This is a genomic window from Priestia sp. SIMBA_032, assembly GCF_046535215.1.
GTDB classification, from domain to species: Bacteria; Bacillota; Bacilli; order Bacillales; family Bacillaceae_H; genus Priestia; species Priestia aryabhattai.
This window is the reverse complement of record NZ_JAWRXD010000006.1, coordinates 68,800-91,934: the sequence shown is the minus strand read 5'-3', so window position 1 is coordinate 91,934 and position 23,135 is coordinate 68,800. Positions and strand designations below refer to the sequence as shown.

23 protein-coding genes are annotated in these 23,135 nt (G+C 38.4%); 1 reads left to right on the top strand and 22 read right to left on the bottom strand.

Going from position 1 to position 23,135, the window contains the following annotated elements; translation table 11 throughout:
- Nucleotides 1–36: 36 nt before the first annotated feature.
- The 20 genes from SB717_RS19720 to SB717_RS19625 form a co-directional block, all read right to left on the bottom strand.
- Nucleotides 37–2,229 carry a S8 family serine peptidase gene (locus SB717_RS19720; protein WP_410904519.1) on the bottom strand — a complete coding sequence of 731 codons (2,193 nt, stop codon included), beginning with the start codon at nt 2,227–2,229 and terminating at the stop codon, nt 37–39.
- Between the two features lie 67 nt (nt 2,230–2,296).
- Nucleotides 2,297–3,448, bottom strand: coding sequence for a non-hydrolyzing UDP-N-acetylglucosamine 2-epimerase (wecB, locus tag SB717_RS19715; protein ID WP_074681822.1), 1,152 nt, complete (start codon nt 3,446–3,448; stop codon nt 2,297–2,299).
- Nucleotides 3,449–3,470: 22 nt separating this feature from the next.
- On the bottom strand, nt 3,471–4,100 hold the full coding sequence (upp, locus tag SB717_RS19710; RefSeq protein ID WP_013059810.1) for a uracil phosphoribosyltransferase: 630 nt from the start codon (nt 4,098–4,100) through the stop codon (nt 3,471–3,473).
- Nucleotides 4,101–4,314: 214 nt separating this feature from the next.
- Nucleotides 4,315–5,559 (bottom strand): serine hydroxymethyltransferase, encoded by a 1,245-nt coding sequence (locus tag SB717_RS19705; protein WP_410904518.1) that lies wholly within the window; start codon nt 5,557–5,559, stop codon nt 4,315–4,317.
- A gap of 117 nt (nt 5,560–5,676) precedes the next feature.
- Entirely contained in the window at nt 5,677–6,228 is a 552-nt protein-coding gene (locus tag SB717_RS19700; RefSeq protein ID WP_372491911.1) for a TIGR01440 family protein, read from the bottom strand.
- Nucleotides 6,229–6,263: 35 nt separating this feature from the next.
- Entirely contained in the window at nt 6,264–6,725 is a 462-nt protein-coding gene (rpiB, locus tag SB717_RS19695) for a ribose 5-phosphate isomerase B (RefSeq protein WP_098621201.1), read from the bottom strand.
- 80 nt (nt 6,726–6,805) lie between these two features.
- A complete protein-coding gene (locus tag SB717_RS19690; protein ID WP_074681828.1) occupies nt 6,806–7,234 on the bottom strand; it encodes a low molecular weight protein arginine phosphatase in 429 nt (142 codons plus the stop codon).
- A gap of 230 nt (nt 7,235–7,464) precedes the next feature.
- Nucleotides 7,465–8,025, bottom strand: coding sequence for a manganese efflux pump MntP (locus tag SB717_RS19685; protein ID WP_028411979.1), 561 nt, complete (start codon nt 8,023–8,025; stop codon nt 7,465–7,467).
- Between the two features lie 67 nt (nt 8,026–8,092).
- Nucleotides 8,093–9,133, bottom strand: coding sequence for an L-threonylcarbamoyladenylate synthase (locus tag SB717_RS19680; RefSeq protein WP_074681830.1), 1,041 nt, complete (start codon nt 9,131–9,133; stop codon nt 8,093–8,095).
- Nucleotides 9,134–9,326: 193 nt separating this feature from the next.
- Nucleotides 9,327–9,773, bottom strand: a complete 447-nt coding sequence (locus SB717_RS19675) for a GNAT family N-acetyltransferase (RefSeq protein ID WP_074681832.1) — start codon at nt 9,771–9,773, stop codon at nt 9,327–9,329.
- A gap of 85 nt (nt 9,774–9,858) precedes the next feature.
- Nucleotides 9,859–10,743: a stage II sporulation protein R gene (gene spoIIR / locus SB717_RS19670; RefSeq protein ID WP_074681834.1), complete on the bottom strand. Its 885-nt coding sequence runs from the start codon at nt 10,741–10,743 to the stop codon at nt 9,859–9,861.
- A gap of 121 nt (nt 10,744–10,864) precedes the next feature.
- On the bottom strand, nt 10,865–11,716 hold the full coding sequence (prmC, locus tag SB717_RS19665; RefSeq protein ID WP_410904517.1) for a peptide chain release factor N(5)-glutamine methyltransferase: 852 nt from the start codon (nt 11,714–11,716) through the stop codon (nt 10,865–10,867).
- The gene (prfA, locus tag SB717_RS19660) at nt 11,716–12,783 is read right to left on the bottom strand and encodes a peptide chain release factor 1 (RefSeq protein WP_013059820.1); all 1,068 of its coding nucleotides are present in this window, start codon (nt 12,781–12,783) and stop codon (nt 11,716–11,718) included. Before prfA ends, prmC begins: the two co-directional genes overlap by 1 nt.
- A gap of 138 nt (nt 12,784–12,921) precedes the next feature.
- Nucleotides 12,922–13,536 carry a thymidine kinase gene (locus SB717_RS19655; protein WP_234483867.1) on the bottom strand — a complete coding sequence of 205 codons (615 nt, stop codon included), beginning with the start codon at nt 13,534–13,536 and terminating at the stop codon, nt 12,922–12,924.
- 204 nt (nt 13,537–13,740) lie between these two features.
- Complete coding sequence (gene rpmE, locus SB717_RS19650; protein ID WP_013085477.1) at nt 13,741–13,941, bottom strand: 50S ribosomal protein L31; 201 nt, start codon at nt 13,939–13,941, stop codon at nt 13,741–13,743.
- A 154-nt stretch (nt 13,942–14,095) separates the two neighbouring features.
- Nucleotides 14,096–15,370 carry a transcription termination factor Rho gene (gene rho, locus SB717_RS19645; protein ID WP_074681838.1) on the bottom strand — a complete coding sequence of 425 codons (1,275 nt, stop codon included), beginning with the start codon at nt 15,368–15,370 and terminating at the stop codon, nt 14,096–14,098.
- A gap of 524 nt (nt 15,371–15,894) precedes the next feature.
- Nucleotides 15,895–17,181, bottom strand: a complete 1,287-nt coding sequence (locus SB717_RS19640; RefSeq protein WP_013059824.1) for a UDP-N-acetylglucosamine 1-carboxyvinyltransferase — start codon at nt 17,179–17,181, stop codon at nt 15,895–15,897.
- A 207-nt stretch (nt 17,182–17,388) separates the two neighbouring features.
- Nucleotides 17,389–18,033: a fructose-6-phosphate aldolase gene (gene fsa, locus SB717_RS19635; protein ID WP_410904516.1), complete on the bottom strand. Its 645-nt coding sequence runs from the start codon at nt 18,031–18,033 to the stop codon at nt 17,389–17,391.
- A 137-nt stretch (nt 18,034–18,170) separates the two neighbouring features.
- Nucleotides 18,171–19,028, bottom strand: coding sequence for a class II fructose-bisphosphate aldolase (locus SB717_RS19630; RefSeq protein WP_013059826.1), 858 nt, complete (start codon nt 19,026–19,028; stop codon nt 18,171–18,173).
- Nucleotides 19,029–19,253: 225 nt separating this feature from the next.
- Complete coding sequence (locus SB717_RS19625; protein ID WP_087944205.1) at nt 19,254–19,628, bottom strand: response regulator; 375 nt, start codon at nt 19,626–19,628, stop codon at nt 19,254–19,256.
- Between the two features lie 237 nt (nt 19,629–19,865).
- On the opposite strand from SB717_RS19625, the gene SB717_RS19620 reads away from it, so the two are divergent.
- Nucleotides 19,866–20,396, top strand: a complete 531-nt coding sequence (locus tag SB717_RS19620; RefSeq protein ID WP_410904515.1) for a DUF2529 family protein — start codon at nt 19,866–19,868, stop codon at nt 20,394–20,396.
- 38 nt (nt 20,397–20,434) lie between these two features.
- Here the strand turns inward: SB717_RS19620 and pyrG are convergent, their stop codons facing one another.
- A complete protein-coding gene (pyrG, locus tag SB717_RS19615) occupies nt 20,435–22,042 on the bottom strand; it encodes a CTP synthase (RefSeq protein ID WP_045293794.1) in 1,608 nt (535 codons plus the stop codon).
- A 320-nt stretch (nt 22,043–22,362) separates the two neighbouring features.
- The gene (gene rpoE, locus SB717_RS19610; protein ID WP_074681844.1) at nt 22,363–22,899 is read right to left on the bottom strand and encodes a DNA-directed RNA polymerase subunit delta; all 537 of its coding nucleotides are present in this window, start codon (nt 22,897–22,899) and stop codon (nt 22,363–22,365) included.
- Between the last annotated feature and the right edge of the window lie 236 nt (nt 22,900–23,135).

The following is a 23,135-nucleotide window of genomic DNA, read 5'->3' as shown; positions in this document are numbered from 1 at the left end:
CATAAAACCTCTTCAAATGAAAACATTTAAAGAGGTTCATTTAATCGTTATTGTACTGTGTACAACCTGCTCTTGTCTATGCTTTTTCACAAATGCAAATATTTGGTACACTCCCGGTACAAGCGATTCATCAATCGTTATTTTTCGTTTTCTCACGCCTCTTTCTACATCCACGTCAACATCTAAATACGATACAAACTGCAAAGACTGCTTATCAAAAAGAGCGACGCCTAACTGATCTGCTCCTTCAGGCAAAAACAGTTCATAGCTATACGTATTTTTCTCTTTTTCTGCTGCTACTTGCAATCCCATGACACGAGGATAATCTGGAATGCTAATCATGTACATATAAGGAAGCAAAAATGTTTCACGTGAATCATTTATTTCCAAATATCCGTCATATATACCTTTATTTTTAAAACGGGGCTGCACCGATAAAGTGACAGCTATCTCTTTTGTCTGATGGGGTAGCACCGTGACGGGTAATGGAACATCCCAGTTTACTCCTTCATCCCTTTTCGGAACGTTTAAACGGTACGTTTTTGCTTTATCAGACTGGTTATCAATTTTAAAAGATAAAACTTTCTTTGATGGACGCGTAAAAATACCAAAAGATAAAGAAGATGGGTAAAATAAAGAGTCTGCTGTGACAGCTTTTGCTATTTGAATTCTTCCCGCTCCTTGTTCATATACGCGATACGTTTGACCGTTTAGCTGCTGCATTACTTTACTGGTGTTCATCAATGAAGCTTTGACTTGTTCAGGAGACCAGTTAGGGTGAGCTTGTAAAATAAGAGCGCACGCTCCAGCTACATGGGGCGCAGCCATACTTGTGCCATGCATGCGTTCATATCCGCCGGGAACTGTACTATTAATGAAGTAACCAGGTGCGACGACGTCCGGCTTGATTCCCCAAGTAGTCGTTACAGGCCCTCTTGAACTGAAAGATGTAAGCAAGTCTTGCACTACTTGCTTGCCAGTGCGTAAATATGGCTGTTGAGACTGAATGTGTTGATTAATTGTATCACCGTTTTTTTTACTTACCCATATCACTGGAATATTTACTGACTCTTTTAGTTTACCGATTATGCTTTTTTCAGTCGGACTATATAAAATAACGGCTTTTGCACCTGCCTGTTCAGCTTGTTTAATCTTTTTTTCAACGGCATTTCCTTCTGCTTTTAGCAAAATGACGTTACCCAACGCATGCTTTTGCTCTTTGGAGTATTGTTCATTTATTACACGCAGCGTTTGATTAAATGTCCACGGGTGCGACCCTTCTACTGGCGCCATCATAATTTTGTCTTTATTAAATCCGATTGTTAGAAATTGAACTGTTGTCGGGGAAACAGAAGCGCCAACCGAAATAGCTTTTCCCGCTGTACCTGGAGAGCCCACGGTCCATAAGCCTGGACCTGAATTGCCGCTGGATGTAACCGTTACAATTCCTTTTTCAACAGCTCGATCTAACGCTAAGCTTGTTGGTAAATCAGGGCCATTCACATCATTTCCTAATGATAAATTAATAATATCTACATCATCTTGAATTGCTTTTTCGATAGCTAGAATAACACTTTCAGACGTTCCAGCTCCTCCAGGTCCAAGAGCTCGGTATGCGTAGATTTCCGCTTGAGGTGCTACACCTTTAATATTTCCATTTGCTGCAATAATACCCGCTACATGAGTGCCATGCAGAGTAGGCTCTCCTTGCTCCCGAGTGGTTTCCATCGGTTCATAATCTTTATCTATTACATCATACCCTCCCCTGTAGGTTTGTTTTAAATCGGGATGAGAATAATCAACACCCGTATCGATGACGCCTACTTTGATTCCTTTTCCTGTTAAGCGCTGATTATGAGTATCAAATAAGCCTCTTACCTGTTCTGAGCCAATGAAGGTTACACTATTTTCTTCTGCAACCTGGTAGTTTTTAATAGAATGTGAACCAATAATAGAAGGATTATGAGATAGTTTTTCCAAATCCGAGATGGAGCCGTTTAATGAAAGTCCTGTAAATACCGTGTGAAATTCGCTCTTAATCTTTATATTAGGATAATTTTTTTGTAGCTGACTTTTAAATTCCGCGAATTTTTCTTTTTCAACCATGACAATTATTGATTTTTCCTGATGATTCATTTCTTGTTTTATAGAAGGAAATGTCGGATTGAGCGACATTTGCCCTCCCCCGCTCCCTAATATAAAGCTAATCATTAACCATTTAATCCACATAAAAAAACACCTCTCACACTATCGTGTCTCAAAGAGACACTTTTCATGTGAAAGGTGTTTAGAAATCTTACGAAAGCGGACTAAAAGCTTCCGGTCTGTTTTCACGGCGGTTGAAATAGTAGCTAATAGCATCACAAATGCGTTTAGAAGCTAAACCGTCTCCGTAAGGATTTGATGCTTGTGACATTTGCTTATATACGTCTTCATCTATTAACAGCTCTTTTGCTAGCGTATAAATTGTTTCTTCTTCCGTGCCTGCTAGTTTGAGCGTTCCTGCTTCAATTCCTTCCGGTCGCTCTGTTGTATCGCGAAGTACCAATACAGGTACACCTAATGAAGGCGCTTCTTCTTGAACACCGCCCGAATCTGTCAAAATAATATGAGCGCGCTCAGCGAAGTTATGGAAGTCAATTACATCTAACGGTTCAATTAAATGAATGCGCGGGTCATTTCCTAAGATGTCATTTGCTGTTTCTCTAACTACTGGATTCAAATGAACAGGATACACAACTTGCACATCTTCATGTTCATCCACAATACGTTTAACAGCACGGAACATATTTTTCATTGGTTCGCCTAAATTTTCGCGGCGATGTGCCGTTAACAAAATAAGACGATCATCTCCCAAATTCGTTAACACTTCATGCTCATATGTCTCTTTTACTGTTGTTTTCAACGCATCGATAGCTGTGTTTCCAGTGACAAAGATTCGCTCTTCTTTTTTGTTTTCCGCTTGCAAATTAGCTGCAGACTTATCTGTTGGAGCAAAGTGCAAATCCGCGAGAACACCTGTAAGCTGACGGTTCATTTCTTCCGGATATGGAGAATATTTATTCCATGTGCGCAAACCTGCTTCAACATGCCCGACCTGAATTTGATTATAAAAAGCTGCTAGCCCAGCAATAAACGTCGTAGTTGTATCACCGTGTACAAGTACGATGTCCGGCTTTACTTTTTTCATTACGTCGTCCAAGCCTTCTAATCCTCTGGTCGTTACGTCCATAAGGGTTTGGCGATCCTTCATAATGTTCAGGTCATAGTCAGGCTGAATGTCAAAGATGCTCAATACTTGGTCTAACATTTCACGGTGCTGAGCCGTTACTGTAACAATTGCTTCGAACTCTTCTGGTCGCTTTTTAAGCTCTAATACTAGAGGAGCCATTTTAATTGCTTCTGGTCTTGTCCCGAATATCGTCATTACTTTAATTGGCTGCTTCATGTTCATCACCCAAATCTACAAATTATTTTGTACCGAATAAACGATCCCCTGCATCACCTAAACCTGGAACAATATATCCATGGTCATTTAATTTTTCATCTAATGCTGCAATGTAAATATCTACGTCAGGGTGTGCTTCTTTTACAATTTCCACGCCTTCAGGAGCAGCAATTAAACACATAAATTTAATGTTTTTAGCGCCTCTTTTTTTCAGAGAGTTGATTGCTTCTACAGCTGACCCTCCTGTTGCAAGCATAGGATCTACTACAATAAAGTCACGCTCTTCTACATCATTAGGTAGCTTTACATAATATTCAACAGGCTGTAATGTTTCTGGATCACGATATAAGCCAACGTGTCCAACTTTAGCAGCTGGCATTAGTTTTAAAAATCCATCTACCATGCCGATACCAGCACGAAGAATTGGAACGATACCAAGCTTTTTCCCTGCAATAACTTTTGACTTTGTCTTGCAAACCGGTGTTTCAATTTCAACATCTTCTAGCGGTAAATCACGTGTCGCTTCAAAAGCCATTAAGCTTGCCACTTCATCAACTAATTCACGAAACTCTTTCGTTCCCGTTTTTACATCGCGTATGTAAGTTAATTTGTGTTGAATAAGCGGGTGATCAAATACGTATACTTTGCCCATTGATATCTCTCCTTATATATAAAGATGTACACATTAAAATACCATTCAACGAATTGAATGGTACGTACTAGTAAAAACATATCTCTTGCTAATTAAATTTATACATTGCATTCATTTTACAGAAAAAAGTTTTTGAGTTCAAGCATTATTCAAAAAATGATTGAATTGCTACCACTTTCTCCATAAAAAAAACAGGCACAAAGGCCTGTCTCTCTTAAAGTGATTTATACATTTCAAACTTGCTTGTTAAAGCTTCAACGCGCGTTTTAGCTTCAGCTAGCTTTTTTTCATCTTCAATATTTTTAAGCGTTAATCCGATGATAGAAGCAATTTCATCCATCTCTTCTAAGCCAAATCCGCGAGTTGTAACCGCAGCTGTACCAATACGGATACCACTTGTTACAAATGGGCTTTGCTCATCATAAGGAATTGTATTTTTGTTTGTTGTAATACCTACATCATCAAGCGCTTTTTCAGCCACTTTACCTGTCAAATTCATTGAGCTTACGTCGATTAACACAAGGTGATTGTCTGTTCCTTCAGATACAAGAGCAAATCCTTCTTTCTTTAATCCTTCTGCTAAACGATTAGCATTGTCGATGATATTTTGAGCATAGTGCTTAAACTCATCTTGTAATGCTTCACCAAATGCTACTGCTTTTGCAGCGATAACGTGCATCAATGGACCACCTTGAATACCAGGGAAGATTGACTTATCAATCTTTTTCGCAAATTCTTCTTTACATAAAATCATACCGCCGCGTGGTCCGCGTAGTGTTTTATGCGTTGTAGTTGTAACGAAATGAGCATGTGGCACAGGATTTTGATGAAGTCCTGCAGCTACTAGACCAGCAATGTGAGCCATGTCTACCATTAGATAAGCGCCTACTTCATCAGCGATTTCACGGAAACGCTTGAAGTCAATTGCGCGTGGATATGCGCTTGCACCAGCCACAATTAATTTTGGTTTGTGCGTACGAGCTTTTTCTAATACGTCGTCGTAGTTAATACGATGTGTTTCACGATCTACACCATATTCGATGAAATTGTACTGAACACCACTAAAGTTAACAGGACTTCCGTGCGTTAAGTGACCGCCGTGCGATAAATTCATACCTAGTACTGTGTCTCCAGCTTCTAAAACAGTGAAGTATACTGCCATGTTTGCTTGTGCACCTGAGTGAGGCTGAACGTTCACATGCTCTGCTCCGAAAATTTCTTTTGCACGATCACGAGCTAAGTCTTCTACTACGTCCACGTGTTCACAACCGCCGTAGTAACGTTTAGCTGGATAGCCTTCAGCATATTTATTTGTTAAAACTGAACCTTGTGCTTCCATTACCGCTGTTGTTACAAAGTTTTCTGAAGCAATTAGCTCAATCTTAGTACGTTGTCTTTGTAATTCATCCTTGATCGCATTATAAACTGCTGGATCTTGTTGCATTAGTTGTTTCTCCATCAAAATCCTCTCCTCGTTTCGTATTCGCAATGTTCGTTATTTGTTAATTCAACTACATTGTAACATGATTTATTTAGAATAAAAAAGAAAAAATGTGTATTATTTTAATATATTTAATTACGAAAGTTCGTAAAACGCTCTCATTCCACCAATTAGTTTCGGACGCGTCTTTGCTAAAGTAACATGAGCGTGTCCAACTGCGTTCAACGTACAACGAACGGGTACTGCGACATGCTTTAAATGCATACCAATGAATGTATCTCCAATATCAATCCCAGCATCAGCTTTAATAAACTCTACTAAAACAGGATCTTTAAGCTTGCCATAGGCCTGTGTAGCCATCGCTCCACCTGCCTTATGAATAGGGACAACACTAACGATTTCTAACCGCTCTTTACGAGCTAATTCTCTTTCTACTACCAGTGCTCGATTAAGATGTTCACAGCATTGAAATGCTAAGTGGACACCCGTTTTCTTTCGAAAATCTGCTAGTGTATCAAAGATCATTTCTGCGACTTCCATTGCACCGGCGGTTCCTATTTTTTCACCAATTACCTCGCTTGTACTGCATCCAATGACAAGTGTATGTTCTGAAGATAACTGCACTTGTGCTGAAAAATCAGATAAAACTGTTTCCAACTGCTCTTTCCATTTCGTAAGTTCAGACACGTTTTTCTTCCTTTCTTTCATTGAATACGTTCACATTATACCGTTACTATTGCACCGTTTTGCTGCTCATACTGTTTAATTTTATTGACGCGATTTTCATGTCGTCCGCCTTCAAATTCTGTCGTTAACCAAATTTTCGCAATTTCACGTGCAAGTCCCGGCCCAATGACGCGTTCGCCCATTGCTAAAATGTTGCTATCATTATGTTCTCTTGTGGCTTTTGCACTGAACGTATCATGCACGAGAGCGCAGCGAATTCCCTTTACTTTATTAGCTGCTATGCTCATACCGATGCCTGTTCCACAAATAAGAATGCCACGACTTACTTCTTGGCTCGCCACTTTTTGAGCAACAGGAAGTGCATAATCCGGATAGTCTACAGACGCTGAGCATTCACACCCTAAATCCACATATTCAATATTTAATTCTTTCATTAAAGAGATAATTTCCTGTCGTAAATTTATACCACCGTGGTCAGATGCAATAGCTACTTTCATCTTTGTTTCCTCCTCATACATACCTTCGTCTTCTATTAAATTTTTGTTCATTTTAAGTCTGCAAAAATTTATGGGACCTTTTATAATTTGTCGACTATTTTGTTAATCATACGCTCTAACTCTTCTAAAGTCTGTTCGTACGTCTGTAATGATCCGCCAAAGGGATCAGATACTTCACCTTGTTCGTCGGCAAATTCTTTTAGCGTAAATAATTTATCACTTACGTATGGAGCTTGGTTCAAAATCAGCATTTTATGCTGCTCCGTCATCGTAAAAATATAAGTAGCCCACATCAATTGTTCTTCCGTTAATGCTGCCGAAGCATGAGAACAAGCTATGCCTTTCTGTTGAAGGGCAACTTGTGCATGGACAGAAGCTTCACTTCCATTTGAAGCGAATACGCCTGCAGACTTCACGTTCATTCCATCTATTTTTTTAGCTTTCAGCAACGCTTCTGCCATAGGGCTGCGGCACGTGTTTCCTGTACATACAAATAAGATGTTTTTCAAGATACATCCTCCCTTGCTTTCACTATGTGCGACTATGTTGATATTCCACCCTATTGTATCTCTATTGCTTGCATAAATCCAGTTAGCTTTTTTGGGTATTTTTTGTCCATATTCTCTTTATTTATCTCGAAAAAACACCTTCACTTTCCTTCTTTTATCACTGTAATCTAAAAGAAGCAAAAAAAGACCATAACCTGCATGGTCATGATCCTTTACCTATTTATATATAGTTAAAAAGGTAATAACAATTTGATTCCAAAAGCTAATAAAATGCTCCCTCCTAGGGCCTCACTATATGAACCAAGCCAGCCTTGTACTCTTCTGCCTAGCAGCAGTCCTAACCAAGTTAATAGCATACTCACTACTCCAAAAACAATAATGGTCAAAAACGTTCTTGCTCCAAAAATACCTAAGCTAAGTCCAACAGAAAAACTATCTAGACTCACGCTGAGCGCAAAAAATAACAGTCCAAAGCCAACTGGTTTGATAAACGGCGTATCGTCATGCTTAAAGGAGGAATAGATCATCTGTGCCCCAAGAATCAGCAATAAAATTCCACCGCCATAGGTAGCAAACATTCCAAGTTTATCAGACAAAAGTCGTCCAATAAACATGCCTAACAGCGGCATCCAAATATGAAATATACCGATAACAACACCAATGTAGAAAATTTGGCGAAAGCGTAAACGAATTAATCCCATTCCCAAACCAACTGAGAAAGCATCCATTCCTAAGGCAAACGCCATAATGACTAACGTGATCATTTCACTAATTAACTGAGATACATTCATCTTTACCCTCCTCGGACGTGCTCCTATTTCAAAATATGCACATTCGAAAAGGTTTAGAAGATGAATTTTATTGCTTAATCACGTGATGTCCTGCAGCTTTCATTAATCGATTCATAACGGCATGACCGACTCCTTCTTCAGAAAAACTTTCACTAACGATAATATCTACATCGCACTCATTAAATGAACGAAGAGACTCATATAAGTGGCTAGCCACCGTCTCTAAATTTGAGCGAGATCCACATGTAATGACGGCATCCGCTTTATACACATTTTCATGTTCAGATGTCGTTAATACCCCTACTCGCTTACCCTGATCTTTATAGTGATCAATAATAGATTGGAAAAAACCAGAACTGCCGTCAACAATGACAAGTGGTGCATCGGGTGCGTAATGTGTATATTTCATCCCTGGAGATTTTGGCGCTTCTTTATCACTTATTAACGCTCGATCTACTTTTACGGGACCAATTACATTTTCCAACTCTTTCTGAGTAATGCCGCCTGGACGTAAAATAATAGGAATCTCTTCGGTACAATCAAGGACAGTCGACTCTACTCCTACCCCTGTCGCTCCTCCGTCTACAACTCCGCTAATACGCCCTTCTAAATCATTCATCACATGATGAGCTAAAGTGGGGCTTGGCTTGCCAGAAAGGTTTGCGCTCGGAGCTGCGATAGGCAAAGCCACTTTTTTCAATAATGCAAGAGCTACCGGATGTGATGGCATTCTCACTGCAATGCTGTTTAAACCAGCCGTAACCTTATCTGAAACTTGATCTTTTTTAGGTAATATCACTGTAAGAGGACCTGGCCAAAAAGCATCAATCACTTTCTCTGCTTTTGAAGGAATTGACTCTACAAATGTATGCAGTTGCTCTTTATCTCCAATATGAACAATAAGAGGGTTATCACTAGGACGTCCTTTCGCTGCAAAAATTTTATCCACAGCTTTATCCGATGTTGCATCTCCTCCTAATCCATACACCGTCTCTGTAGGAAAAGCAACCACTTCGTGATTGCGCAGCAAATCTGCCGCTTCTTCTATCTGTGGATAAATATCTTTTTCGCTCGTAAAATTATCCACAAGCCATAACTTAGTTTCCATCTTCTTCAACTCCTTTTTCTTTCTATATCTAGGTTTTTTTTTACTTTAAAAGTACAATATGTATCAAAAACAGTAAAATACATGCATTCATTATATCAGCAAACAAGCTTTATCCACAAAATGTGGATAAAGCTCAGGTTTTTGTGAATAACATTGTGGATACCCCTTTAAAATGATTTATCCACATTTTCTTTTAACTAGCTGCATAAAACATCACGTAGACATCCTTAGGATTTGGTAACTGTTTTAAATAAGAATGTTCTTTTAACATATCAGGTAGAGCACTATAAGATGTTTGCTGAAAATTCATCATTTGAAAAAAATGCAGAGAGGATGCCTTATTTGTTAGTAAATATAGTTGCTTCACACCATGCTTTTGAGCCAGCTGAACGATACTTTTAAATAGCAGCAGAATATCAGATTGCATCAAAGAAGGTGACACGACAAGGGAGCGAAGAATTCCATCCATACCTTCTTTTTCAAACCCAACTGTTGCTAGCAGCTCGCCTTCTTCACTTTCCATGATGACAAATTGATGAATATGCTCTTCTACACCTGCTGTGCTAATACCCGCTTTTTGTAAAAACTTCTGAATTCGAATATAATCATTTTCACTGGCAATTTTTAATTGTTCTCTCATTTTAATCACCTCAACTTGTTTTCTAGTAACAAATCTATGAGATGTTTAAAAAAAGTAGAACTGAATTTTATTTTTAATGATTCTATTAATTAAATACTGAAGATACCCATTCTACTACAAAAAACTTAACTTCTACAGAATCTTCTTTTGATTTAGAACCAGCTTTTTTCTTAGATGAAACAGACTTTTCAGCTTCCTTACTTTCCTTTTTTTCAGCCTTAGCGCTTGTTTCTTCCTTTATTGTGCCGCTTGTAGTATGCTTTGCAGGAGATGCTGTTGGTTGAGAAGGTTCCTCAGCTTTCTGCTCAATAGAATCCGATGTAATAGTTGCAGATTGAATTTCTGTTTTCACTGCGGGTTCTTTACTTTCAGCCGACGTGTCCTCTGTTTTGTCTCCAGATTTTGATTCAGAAGCTGCTGGTTTTTCTTTTTCTGCCTTTGGTTCTTCTTTAGATGGCTCTGGTGCTTTTACTGCTTCACCGTTTGAAAAATCTAAGAAGCATAAGGGAGGAAATAGTACACACCACCAGTTTGCTCCTTCTCCTTTGCCAAGAGTAATAAGCACGGCTTCATACTCACCTGCTGGATATAAAAACTGACCGTACAACTTAGTAGGAAACTCTACTTTTCCAAATTTAACGTGAACAGATTCATTTACGCCTTCTTCTTTTAGCACTTCTTTCGCAATTGTCTCAAGCGCCGGCAAATTTTCTTTAATGGTTTTTCGAGCTACAGTTACAGATGTTAAATCTTTTACCCATTCTGTAATTTGTTCGTTCACACGGTCACGAATCAGACGTTTTACGTACTGATCTTTTTCACCGTCGCTGTTCGCTAAAATACGCAGTCGAATTGCCTCGTCTGGAATGACTGCAGGCTGATCTGCCTGCACTTGGTTATGTGTATATATAAGTTGAGCATTTGCTCCAATAATTAATAAAATAAAATAAATGATAGCATATTTCTTCATTTCGGCCACCGCCCTTTCATAGGAACAGTATGGCCGAAAGCAAGATATCTTAAACTAGTAATTTAGTAAAAAAATGCATGATTTTCAAAAATCAAAGGGAAAATCATTCCCTTTGATTTTTTTAGTTCTCACGAAGTTGTGCAAAAACCATTCGATCTTTTCCATTAATATCATATACACATTCTACAAAAGCTGTCGGAAACGTTTTTTGCAGCATCTCAGCTACATCTTTTGTCTGTCCGGCCCCGACTTCAAATCCAATAATACTATTTGACTTCGTCACATATGGCAACTCTTCCATGAAACGTCGATAAAAATCCAGGCCGTCTTTTCCACCAAAAAGGGCTCGGTTTGGCTCATGATCTTTTACCACTGTGGACAATTCATCATCTGCTGGAATATAAGGCGGATTAGACACAATCACATCAAATTTCTGCTTCGATGATAGAAATGGTTGTAATAGATCTCCCTGTATAAACGTGACAGCAGCGTCCAGGTTTTGAGCATTTTCCTTGGCTACATTTAAAGATTCTATAGCTATATCTGTTGCTGTAACATTGACGCTGCCAAGCTCCAACGCTAAAGTGATAGCAATTGCCCCACTTCCCGTTCCAATATCGACAAGCTCAATATGCTGGTGTTGAAACTCTTTTTTTATTCGAGAAATCATTCCGTATACGAGCTCTTCTGTTTCGGGTCTTGGAATTAATACATGTTCGTTTACAATAAATGAACGTCCGTAAAATTCTTCTGTCCCGATTAGATATTGTACAGGCATCCCTGCTTTATGAGCATGGACATCTTGTTCAAATCTTTTTAGCGTTTCTTCTTCTAGTTCTTCCTGCAGAGCACCTAGCAAATGAGTTCTCGTCATCTGTAAGTGATGGCGAAGCAAGAGTTCTCCCGCGTTTTCATCTCGCTTTGCCTCTTTCAAAAAAGAAGAAGCCCACTTAAGGGCTTCAAATACTTTCATTAGTTCGAATCTTCCATTCGGCGCGCTTGGTCTTCCATTACTAATGCATCGATAATTTCATCAAGCTTGCCTTCTAAGATTTGATCTAACTTTTGAATCGTCAGACCAATACGGTGGTCCGTTACACGATTTTGCGGGAAGTTATACGTACGGATACGCTCAGAGCGATCTCCTGATCCAACTGCTTGTTTGCGCGTTGCATCGTACTCTGCTTGTGCTTCTCGCTGGAATTTGTCGTACACGCGAGCACGCAATACTTTCATTGCTTTTTCTTTATTTTTAATCTGAGACTTTTCATCTTGACATGATACCACTGTATTTGTAGGTAAATGTGTTAAACGAACTGCCGACATCGTCGTATTAACACTTTGGCCACCAGGTCCACTTGAAGCAAATGTATCTACACGGATGTCTTTTTCATGAATATCCACTTCAACTTCTTCCGCTTCAGGAAGACATGCTACCGTTGCTGTAGATGTATGAATACGACCGCCTGATTCTGTTTCAGGAACTCGTTGAACACGGTGTGCACCGTTTTCAAATTTCATCTTTGAGTACGCACCTTTACCGTTAATCATAAAGATAATTTCTTTATAACCGCCTACTCCAGTAGTCGTTGCTTCCATTACTTCTGTTTTCCAGCCTTGTGATTCAGCAAAACGCGAATACATGCGGTACAAATTAGCTGCGAATAATGCTGCTTCATCTCCACCAGCTGCTCCACGAACCTCCATGATTACGTTTTTATCATCATTTGGATCTTTTGGAATTAATAAAATACGTAGCTTTTCAACTAGCTCCTCTTGCTGCGTTTCTAACTCGGCAATTTCTTCTTTTACCATGTCACGCATATCTGCATCAAGCTTATCTTCAAGCATCGTTTTCGCTTCTGATAACTGCTCTTTTACATCTTTGTATTCCTGATAAGCGGCTACCGTTTGTTGTATATCTGATTGTTCCTTCGAATATTCTCTCAACTTAGAGGGGTTGTTTACGATCTCAGGGTCACTCAGAAGTTCGTTTAACTTCTCATAGCGCGCCTCTACCGCTTCTAAACGATCAAACACGTCATTCACCTCATTCTTTATCCATAACATTGTAATTATAGTATAGCTTTAAAATAGAGTCAAAACCTTGTTAATACCGGTATATGAACAAAAAAACAGAACTGCGCGTTCTGTTTTTATCACCATAAAATTCTTGCTTTATTTTTCGACCATTTCGCTTGATTCCACAGATGCAGCTTGTCCTTTGGACTTTTGCACAACGTGGCAATGACGGCATCTTGGTTCGTACGATTCAGACGCACCGACTAAAATAATAGGATCGTCATAAGAAGCAGGCTCACCGTTAATCAAACGCTGCGTACGACTCGCAGGAGAGCCACATGAAGCGCACACGGCCTGTAGCTTTGTTACCGATTCTGCAATAGCCATTAACTGCGGCATTTGTCCAAAAGGTTCGCCTTTGAAGTCTTGGTCTAACCCTGCTACAATCACACGAAAGCCTTGATCTGCTAAAGATTGAACAATTTCTAAAATATCTGTGTCAAAAAACTGTACTTCGTCTATCGCTACTACGTCTGTCTCTTCATTTACTCGCTTTAAAATATCGCGCGATGCCGAGATTGAATAAGCCATAACAGATGTACCATTATGTGAAACGACAGCTTCTTCACTATATCGATTATCAATTGCAGGCTTGAACACTTGTGCTTTTTGTTTAGCAAACTGCGTACGGCGCACACGTCGAATCAACTCTTCTGATTTCCCTGAAAACATACTGCCACAAATTACTTCTATCCAACCGCTTTGTTTCATTACGTACACCACTGCGGGACTCTCCCTTCTTCTCGTTCCGTTTCTGAGCGAACCGCTACTAACTTAATCTACGTCTTCTATGTAGATCTTATTCCTATGATAAAGTACCCACTTTTTTATCAAGCAGACACTGTTTTTCTACTTTTATAAGCAAAAAAACAGGCAAGAAGTTAAGCTACTTGCCTGTTTGTTTCGACAATGTGATTATTTAAGACCGTATTTTTTGTTGAAGCGGTCAACACGGCCACCAGCTTCAGCGAATTTTTGACGACCAGTGTAGAATGGGTGACATTCAGAACAAGTCTCAACGCGGATCTCTTCTTTTACAGAACCACTTTCAAATTCGTTTCCGCAAGTACATTTAACCATAACTGTTTTATAGTTTGGATGAATTCCTGTTTTCATTCGTTTCATCTCCTTCCGCCCTGAATCATTCTGAAACAGAGTTTATTGATAAAGATAGTGATGAAATAATAACTATTTCACTGTGTACTTTATCAACACACATGATGAAATTATAACAAGGGTTGTATGCTTTTGCAACCACATGTTTTATAACTTATCGTTTATTTGCTAGAAGCGTTTTTTTCTCTTCCGTTAACATCGAGAAGAACTCTTCATTTGTCTTTGTTTGACGTAAACGTTTTAAGAATTTTTCTGCAAAATCAGGAGCATCTGCCATTGATTTACGAATTGCCCATAAGTGGTCTAAATGCTCTTTTGGAATTAACAGCTCTTCTTTACGTGTGCCCGAACGACGAATGTCAATCGCAGGGAAGATACGTTTTTCAGCTAGTGAACGATCTAGATGCAGTTCCATGTTACCTGTACCTTTAAATTCTTCATAAATAACATCATCCATACGAGAGCCTGTATCAATTAAAGCTGTTGCTAGAATGGTTAAGCTGCCTCCATCTTCAATGTTACGCGCAGCTCCAAAGAATCGTTTTGGACGATGAAAAGCAGCTGGATCAATACCCCCTGATAGTGTACGGCCGCTCGGTGGAATAACTAAGTTATAAGCACGAGCAAGTCTTGTAATGCTATCCATCAAAATGACAACATCTTTTTTATGTTCGACAAGTCTCATCGCACGTTCAAGGACAAGTTCAGCTACTTTAATATGGTTTTCTGGCACTTCGTCAAATGTAGAACTTACAACATCACCGTCAACCGAACGCTCAATGTCCGTTACTTCCTCAGGACGCTCATCAATAAGAAGAACAATCAATTCGGCATCAGGATGATTCGTTGTGATGCTATTGGCAATTTCTTTTAACAGCATCGTTTTACCTGCTTTTGGCGGCGCAACGATTAGTCCCCTTTGCCCAAATCCAATTGGTGAAATCAAGTCAATAATACGCGTAGAGAAACTTCTTGGCTGAGTTTCCAGCAGCATTTGCTCATTTGGATAAATCGGCGTTAGCGCTGGAAAATGCACGCGATCTTTTGCCGTTTCTGGATCTTCTCCATTTACTGCTTCTACATGTAATAATCCGTAGTAGCGCTCATTTTCTTTTGGAGGACGAACTTTCCCCGATACCTTGTCTCCATTACGCAGATCGAAGCGACGAATTTGTGAAGCTGAGATATAAATATCTTCTGAACTCGGTGAATAGTTAATTGGTCGTAAGAAACCGAATCCTTCTGACTGAATAATTTCAAGAACGCCTTCCATAAATAAAAGCCCATCTTGTTCAGCTTGAGCCTTTAAAATAGCAAAGACAAGTTCTTTTTTCGTTAATTTACTATAGTACGAAACTTTATACTCACGAGCATGTTCATATAGCTCTTTTAATTTCATATTTTCTAAACTGGATAATGTTAAGTTCATTAGGACACCACGCTTTATAATGAATAATTTTTAACCGTTCCTCCCATATTAAATTCAAATATAAAATTGAGAGATGATATGGATGGAATAAATCTGTGAAAATGGAGAATATAACCTTTGAAGTATAATAAGTAGAATCAATTGATTAACTATACACTTTTAGAAGAGTAATTCCGACATAAAACCATTTATATTATCTTGATAAATTTAACGTAGCAATTTATATTCTAACCTTTTTCTATCTTTTTAATCAATCTTTTTTTATTTTAGAAGATGAATAAAAAAAAGGAAATTTAATAGCTTACGAGAAGCCAGGAAAACCTTTTCATAATTTCACATTAAAGGAAATAAACTGGACGTTAAAGTAAGAAGTGAAATTTATCTTTTAGCTTTCCTTTTTATCTATTTACCCTATTCATAAATATATAAGCTACACAGACATAGAAGAACGTTCCTACACCTGTGTAGCTTATTAAACGGCTTATTTCTAGAATTTGCTTTCATGACTGTTGTGCAATTTGTCTCTATGAATTTTGAAATTGTTCAATTTCTTCTTGAGTCATCTCTTCACGCCAAATCATTGCCCCTAAATCCGATAGCTTGTCTACTAAATGGCTGTAACCTCGGTCAATGTGCTCTAAACCCGTTACTTCTGTAATCCCTTTAGCCATTAAGCCAGCGGTTACAAGGGCTGCGCCTGCTCGTAAGTCTGATGCTTTCACACGGGCACCTTGTAAGTGAATAGGACCATTAATAATAGCTGAACGTCCTTCTACCTTAACAGATGCATTCATTCGTCTCAGCTCGTCAATATGCTTAAACCTTGCACCGTAAATTGTATCTGTCACAACGCTTGTACCTGATGCTCTTGTTAGAAGCGTCGTAAATGGCTGCTGTAAATCAGTTGGAAAACCTGGATATACTAACGTTTTAATATCTACAGGCTTCAGCAGCTGACGAGTCGCTACAAGAATCTGATCTGAGCTTGTTTCGATATGAATACCCATTTCACGCATTTTAGCCGTTAATGACTCTAGGTGCTGAGGGATAACGTTGTCAACAACAACTTCTTTTCCCATACTCGCTCCCATAATCATATACGTGCCTGCTTCAATTCGGTCTGGAATGATGGAATGACGGCATCCTTTTAATTGATCTACTCCATCAATTCGAATAACGTCCGTCCCTGCACCTTTAATACGGGCACCCATACTTGTCAGTAACGTAGCTACATCGATAATTTCAGGCTCTTTCGCAGCATTCTCGATAACGGTACGCCCTTTTGCTCTCACAGCAGCTAGCATGATATTGATTGTTGCTCCTACGCTCACAACGTCTAAATAAATTCGAGCGCCAATCAGTTCCTCAGCTCGAATGTAAATAGCTCCTTGCTCATTTGTTACTTTCGCACCAAGAGCTTCAAAGCCTTTAATATGCTGATCGATTGGTCTTGGACCAAGGTAACAGCCTCCTGGAAGACCAACTACCGCTTTTTTAAAGCGTCCCAACATCGCCCCCATCAAATAATAAGAAGCGCGTAATTTTTTTACTTTTCCGTTCGGTAAAGGCATTGCAACCATTCCGGATGGATCTACTGTTAATTCGTCGTTATCAATGGTTACTTTCCCACCAATTTCTTCAACTAAATCCCCTAATAACTGCACGTCTGAAATATCAGGCAGACCTTCAATTGTGACAGGTGACTCGGCTAAAATTGTTGCTGGAATAAGCGCAACGGCACTATTTTTAGCACCACTGACGCGGACGGATCCACTTAAGGTAAAGCCACCTTGTATTTTTAACTTTTCCATTTATAGCTCCCTTCTAGTGAAAGAAAGTTTCTCACCTAGTAATTGAGGAAAATTTTGGTACAAAGAATACCTAAAAGAATGGTTATTTTTCCTATTACCTACTAGTGTACACGAAAATGAAAAAATCATGTATAGTTTCGACAAGATAAAAGAAAAATATGGCATTCACCTGTCAGGATGGTAAATGCCACACAATTTTATACATGTTTAGACATTTCGTTTTTCCCAATCTGCTAAAAATTGGTCAATTCCTGCATTTGTTAACGGATGTTTGAACAATTGCATTAAAACTTTGTAAGGAATTGTCGCAATATGTGCTCCATTTTTTGCAGCTTCTGTTACGTGCATCGGATGACGAATAGATGCTGCAATGATTTCTGATGGAATGTCATGAATCGCAAAAATATCTGCAATATCTGAGATTAAATCGAGGCCATTAAAACCAATATCGTCTAACCTTCCCAAGAAAGGCGATACGTAAGTAGCACCTGCTCTTGCTGCCATTAACGCTTGGTTAGCTGAGAAAATAAGCGTAACGTTTGTCTTAATACCTAAACTAGTAAATTCTTTTACTGCTTTTAAGCCATCTGGAGTCATCGGTACCTTGATTGTAATATTCGGCGCAATCGCAGCAAGCTCTTTCCCTTCGCGAATCATGCCTTCTGCATCAAGCGCAATTACTTCTGCACTTACAGACCCTCCAACGAACTCTGTAATTTCACGAAGACGATCTTCAAACGTGATGTTCTCTTTAGCTACTAAACTAGGATTTGTTGTAACTCCCGCTAACAAACCTAATGAATGCGCTTCCTTAATTTCGTCTAAATTAGCTGTATCAATAAAAAACTTCATGAATGCCATCCCCCCGTGTTATGTATTCAGAATGATAAGAAAATTATAATAAAAATAAAACCGCCTTACAATAAAAATAAGACGGTTTTATTTTTCAGACTCAACTAACTGCAAACAGGCCATCCGAAGATGTCAAATTATGCTTTGTTAGAAGAACCGAATTCACGCATTTTACCTTGAACCGTTTCTTTGATTGCTTCGCGAGCAGGTCCTAAGTATTTACGTGGATCATATTGTTCAGGTTGCGCAGCTAATACTTCACGAACAGCTTTAGCTGAAGCAATTTGGTTTTCAGTGTTTACGTTGATTTTAGCAGTACCTAAAGAAACTGATTTTTGGATATCTTTTGTTGGAATACCAGTTCCACCGTGTAGAACTAATGGTAAGCCTGTACGATCTCCGATTTCTTTCATTTCAGCAAAACCTAGGTTTGGTTCACCTTTGTATGGTCCGTGAACTGATCCTAATGCTGGAGCTAAGCAATCGATACCTGTACGGTTAACAAGTTCTTCACACTCGTTAGCATCTGCATAGATAACGCCCTCAGCAATAACGTCGTCTTCTTGTCCACCAACAGTTCCTAGTTCTGCTTCTACAGATACTCCGTGGAAGTGAGCTAGTTCAACTACTTTAGAAGTAATTGCAATGTTTTCTTCAAATGGGTGGTGAGAAGCATCGATCATTACAGAAGTGAATCCAGCGTGGATTGCTTTTGCACATGATTCAAAGCTTGAACCGTGGTCTAAGTGAATTGCAACTGGTACTTGAACGTCGTAATCTTCGATTAGAGCTTCAACCATTGCTACAACAGTTTTGAAACCGCCCATGTAGCGTGCTGCACCTTCAGATACACCAAGAATAACTGGAGAGTTTTCTTCTTTTGCTGCTTGAAGAATAGCTTGAGTAAACTCTAAGTTATTTAAGTTAAATTGACCTACTGCATAGCCTTGTTCTTTTGCTGTAATAAGCATTTCTTTCATTGATACTAAAGGCATATCGAAATCCTCCTTAAAATCAACCTTAGATTTAGATGCTAACCAAAAGGCACACTCAAATAGTATGCTCTTGAATTGAGTGTTTCATGTAGAAACAACGCGCATCTTTACATAATAGATTGTCGAATTATGAATACAGTAATTAGGATACCAACTAACAATGAAAACAGCAACATTTTTAGGCTGATATTCAAAATTTGTTAGGATGAAAACCCTACCAAAACCTTAATTCGACTTTACTGGTATATATTCCCTAACAACTTTGCGGATTTCATCAATATCAAACGGTTTTGCAAAGTGAGTTAATGCTCCTAAATCTTTTGCTTCTTGAATCATATCCAATTCACCATAAGCGGTCATAATGATAACTTTAATCGTTTCGTCGTGCTGCTTTAACCTTTTTAAAATTTCGATTCCATCCATTCCTGGAATTTTCATATCTAATAAGACAAGATCCGGTGCTTGCTCTTTTGTAATATCAATCGCCTGGAAACCGTTCGCCGCTTGAAATGTCGTATAGCCTTCTTTTTGCAGCACTTCCGTTAATAAAATACGTATACCATACTGATCATCAACAATTAAAATTTTCTCTGCCAATATAATCCCACCTTTTATATTCCTCTTATACAGACAAAACTAACATATGTATTTCGCCTTTAAAACAAAAATCCCTGCTAATTAGAGAAATTGTTACAAAACATAGCTTTTTTTGTCGTCCATCTAACTTCATTGCACTTTACTTTCATTGTAGCTCATTTCAAGATAGAATACAGATAGCTTTTTTCGTTATAATGTGTAGATAGCCGGCTTTAGCCGCTTAAATAGAAGGGAGATTCTATGCTTAAAATTTTCACAACTCAACTTTCAGGTTTTTTTAAACGAATTGAAGAACAAGAAGAATTCCAATTTGAAGATGCTGCGCGTATTTTAGCGCAGGCCTCTGTCGGAGAAGGATTTATTTATATTTATGGTGTAGAAGAAATGCACGCTATTACACTTGAAGCACTAAGCAGCGCAGAACCTTTAAGTCAGACAAAAGCTTTGCCTTTACATGAATTGGACCAGCTGACTAGCGTCGATCGCGTACTGATTGTTTCTCGATTTTCAACAGATCACAAAGCAGTAGAAATAGCTGAACGTTTAAAGAAACTAGATATTCCATTTATCAGCATTGCTGCTGTCCCTAAAGAAATAGCCGAGCCTTCTTTAACAGCACTCGCAGATGCTCATATTGATACAAAATTGTTAAAGCCGCTTATTCCTGGAGAAGACGGCTCAAGATTTGGTTTTCCAGCAATGATGGTCGCTTTATATGCGTACTACGGTTTAATTTTCACATTAAAAGAAATCGTAGAAGAATATGAATAAAAAACACGCTGTCTAAAGACAGCGTGTTTTTATTTCACTTATTTGTTTTGGCTTGACACCATTGATGCGCGAATAAATTCTTTGAACAATGGTTGCGGTCTTGTTGGACGAGACGTGAATTCTGGGTGGAATTGTGAAGCCAAGAACCATGGGTGGTCTTTAAGCTCTACAATTTCAATTAAACGGCCATCAGGGCTTGTACCAGAGAAGATAAAGCCTTTCTCTTCCATCTGTTGACGGTATTCGTTGTTAAATTCATAACGGTGACGATGACGCTCATACACCACTTCATCTTGATATGCTTCATATGCAAGCGTATCTTCAGACAACTTACATGGATATAATCCTAAGCGTAATGTACCGCCTAAGTCTTCTACGTCTTTTTGTTCTGGTAATAAGTCGATAATTGGATAATTTGTTTCAGGTGCAATTTCTGCTGAATGTGCGCCTTCTAATCCTAATACATTACGTGCAAACTCAACTGATGCCAGCTGCATACCTAAACAAATACCTAAGAATGGAACTTTTTGCTCACGTGCATATTGTGTTGCCACAATTTTACCTTCGATTCCACGATCACCAAATCCACCTGGAACTAAGATACCATCTACATCACCAAGTAAATCTTGAACATTTTCTTTTGTTACAAATTCAGAGTTTACCCACTTGATATTTACATCTGCATCGAATGCATATCCAGCATGTTTCATTGCTTCTACAACAGAAATATAAGCATCTTGAAGCTCTACATACTTACCAACCAATGCAATTTTTGTTGTGTTTGAAAGTCCTTTTACTTTCTCAACAAGTGCTTTCCACTCAGTCATTTCTGCTTCTTGGCAATCTAATTTCAAGTGATCGCATGTGATTTGATCTAAGTGCTGCTCTTGTAGAGATAGTGGAATTTCATATAATGTTTCAGCATCTGCACACTCAATAACTGCTTTTGGATCAATGTCGCAGAATAAAGCTAGCTTATCTTTCATATCTTCAGAAATTGGCATTTCTGTACGAACAACGATCACGTTTGGCTGAATACCTAAGCTACGTAATTCTTTTACACTATGCTGTGTTGGTTTTGTTTTCATTTCACCAGCCGCTTTTAAATATGGCACAAGTGTACAGTGAATATACATAACGTTGTCACGGCCAATATCGCTTTTGATTTGACGAATAGCCTCTAGGAAAGGAAGTGATTCAATATCTCCTACCGTTCCGCCGATTTCAGTAATAACAACATCTGCGTTTGTTTCTTTGCCTGCACGGAAAACGCGTTCTTTAATTTCATTTGTGATGTGCGGAATAACCTGAACTGTTCCGCCTAAATAATCACCGCGACGCTCTTTTTTCAATACTGTTGAATATACTTTACCTGTTGTTACATTGCTGTAGCGATTTAAGTTGATATCGATAAAACGCTCATAGTGACCTAAGTCTAAGTCTGTTTCCGCGCCGTCATCCGTTACGAATACCTCACCGTGTTGGTATGGACTCATTGTTCCTGGGTCTACGTTAATGTATGGATCAAACTTTTGAATCGTTACGTTCAACCCACGGTTTTTTAATAAACGGCCTAAAGAAGCTGCTGTAATCCCTTTTCCTAGAGATGATACAACACCACCTGTTACGAAAATATACTTTGTCATCTATACTTCCCCCTCTAAATAATTTGAACTGTACAATATTAAAAGTTTTCACATAAACAATCACAATTCATTCATTGTGCATGCGAAATTATAAGAAACCTTTTGAATGTGAAACGTTCAAGAACCAAAAGAAAGTTTCTATCAAGGATTTATAAGAACATATCGGGGTGTAAAACATTGATAAATAAAATAAAAAAATTGCTCCCAATACCAAAACTGGATTGGGAGCAATAGTCTATTTTAAATAAAAACTTTTTAAATGCTTGTTTAAAGAGCCCAAAAAAGATTCTACCTACTTCGCTTGAAAAAGTCAAGAAGGATTATTTTTCTTTTTCGCCCTCATAATCTTCTTCTTCGTCTTCTTCATCATCGTCTAGATCATCTTCTAAATCGTCAAAGTCGTCTTCTGCAAGATCATCTTCATCTTCTTCTAGCTCGTCAATGTCCTCAAAATCTTCTTCTTCGTCTAGATCATCAACATCTTCATAATCCAAATCTTCTTCTAGATCATCAAAATCTTCAACTTCTTCAACAACAGCTTTTTTCGCTTTTTTCTTTTTAGGTTTTGCAACCGGAATAACTTCTTCTTCAGCTTGGTCAAAAGGATACCATCCACGAAGACCCCAATGGTTGTCCCCTACTGTTAAAAAGCGACCATCAATATTAATATCTGTATAAAACTGAGCTAATCTCGTTTTTAATTCTTGATCTGACATTTCAGCTGCTGCTTTAATTTCAGCAATAATTTCTTGGAATGACATTGCTTGACGATCTGTTTTTTCTTCTAGAAGCGCATAAGCAATCTCAATCATCGACATTTCTTTTAAATCCGTTTTTGAGTACTGTGCTAAACTCAAATCTGGCACATCCTTTCTATGGCTATGTATATCGAAAATCTATTAAATCAATTCATCATATGTGTAAATGATGGAAACGAATAAATACATACCATTCATTATAAACAAATTCAATACATTTATGCTAGCCTCGTTTCTAAAATTCTCGAGAATTTCGCATAAAACAACGAAAAAATAGACATTTTATCACTATAATACATTCTACTTAATACACCAACAGCATCCTTTGATCAAAA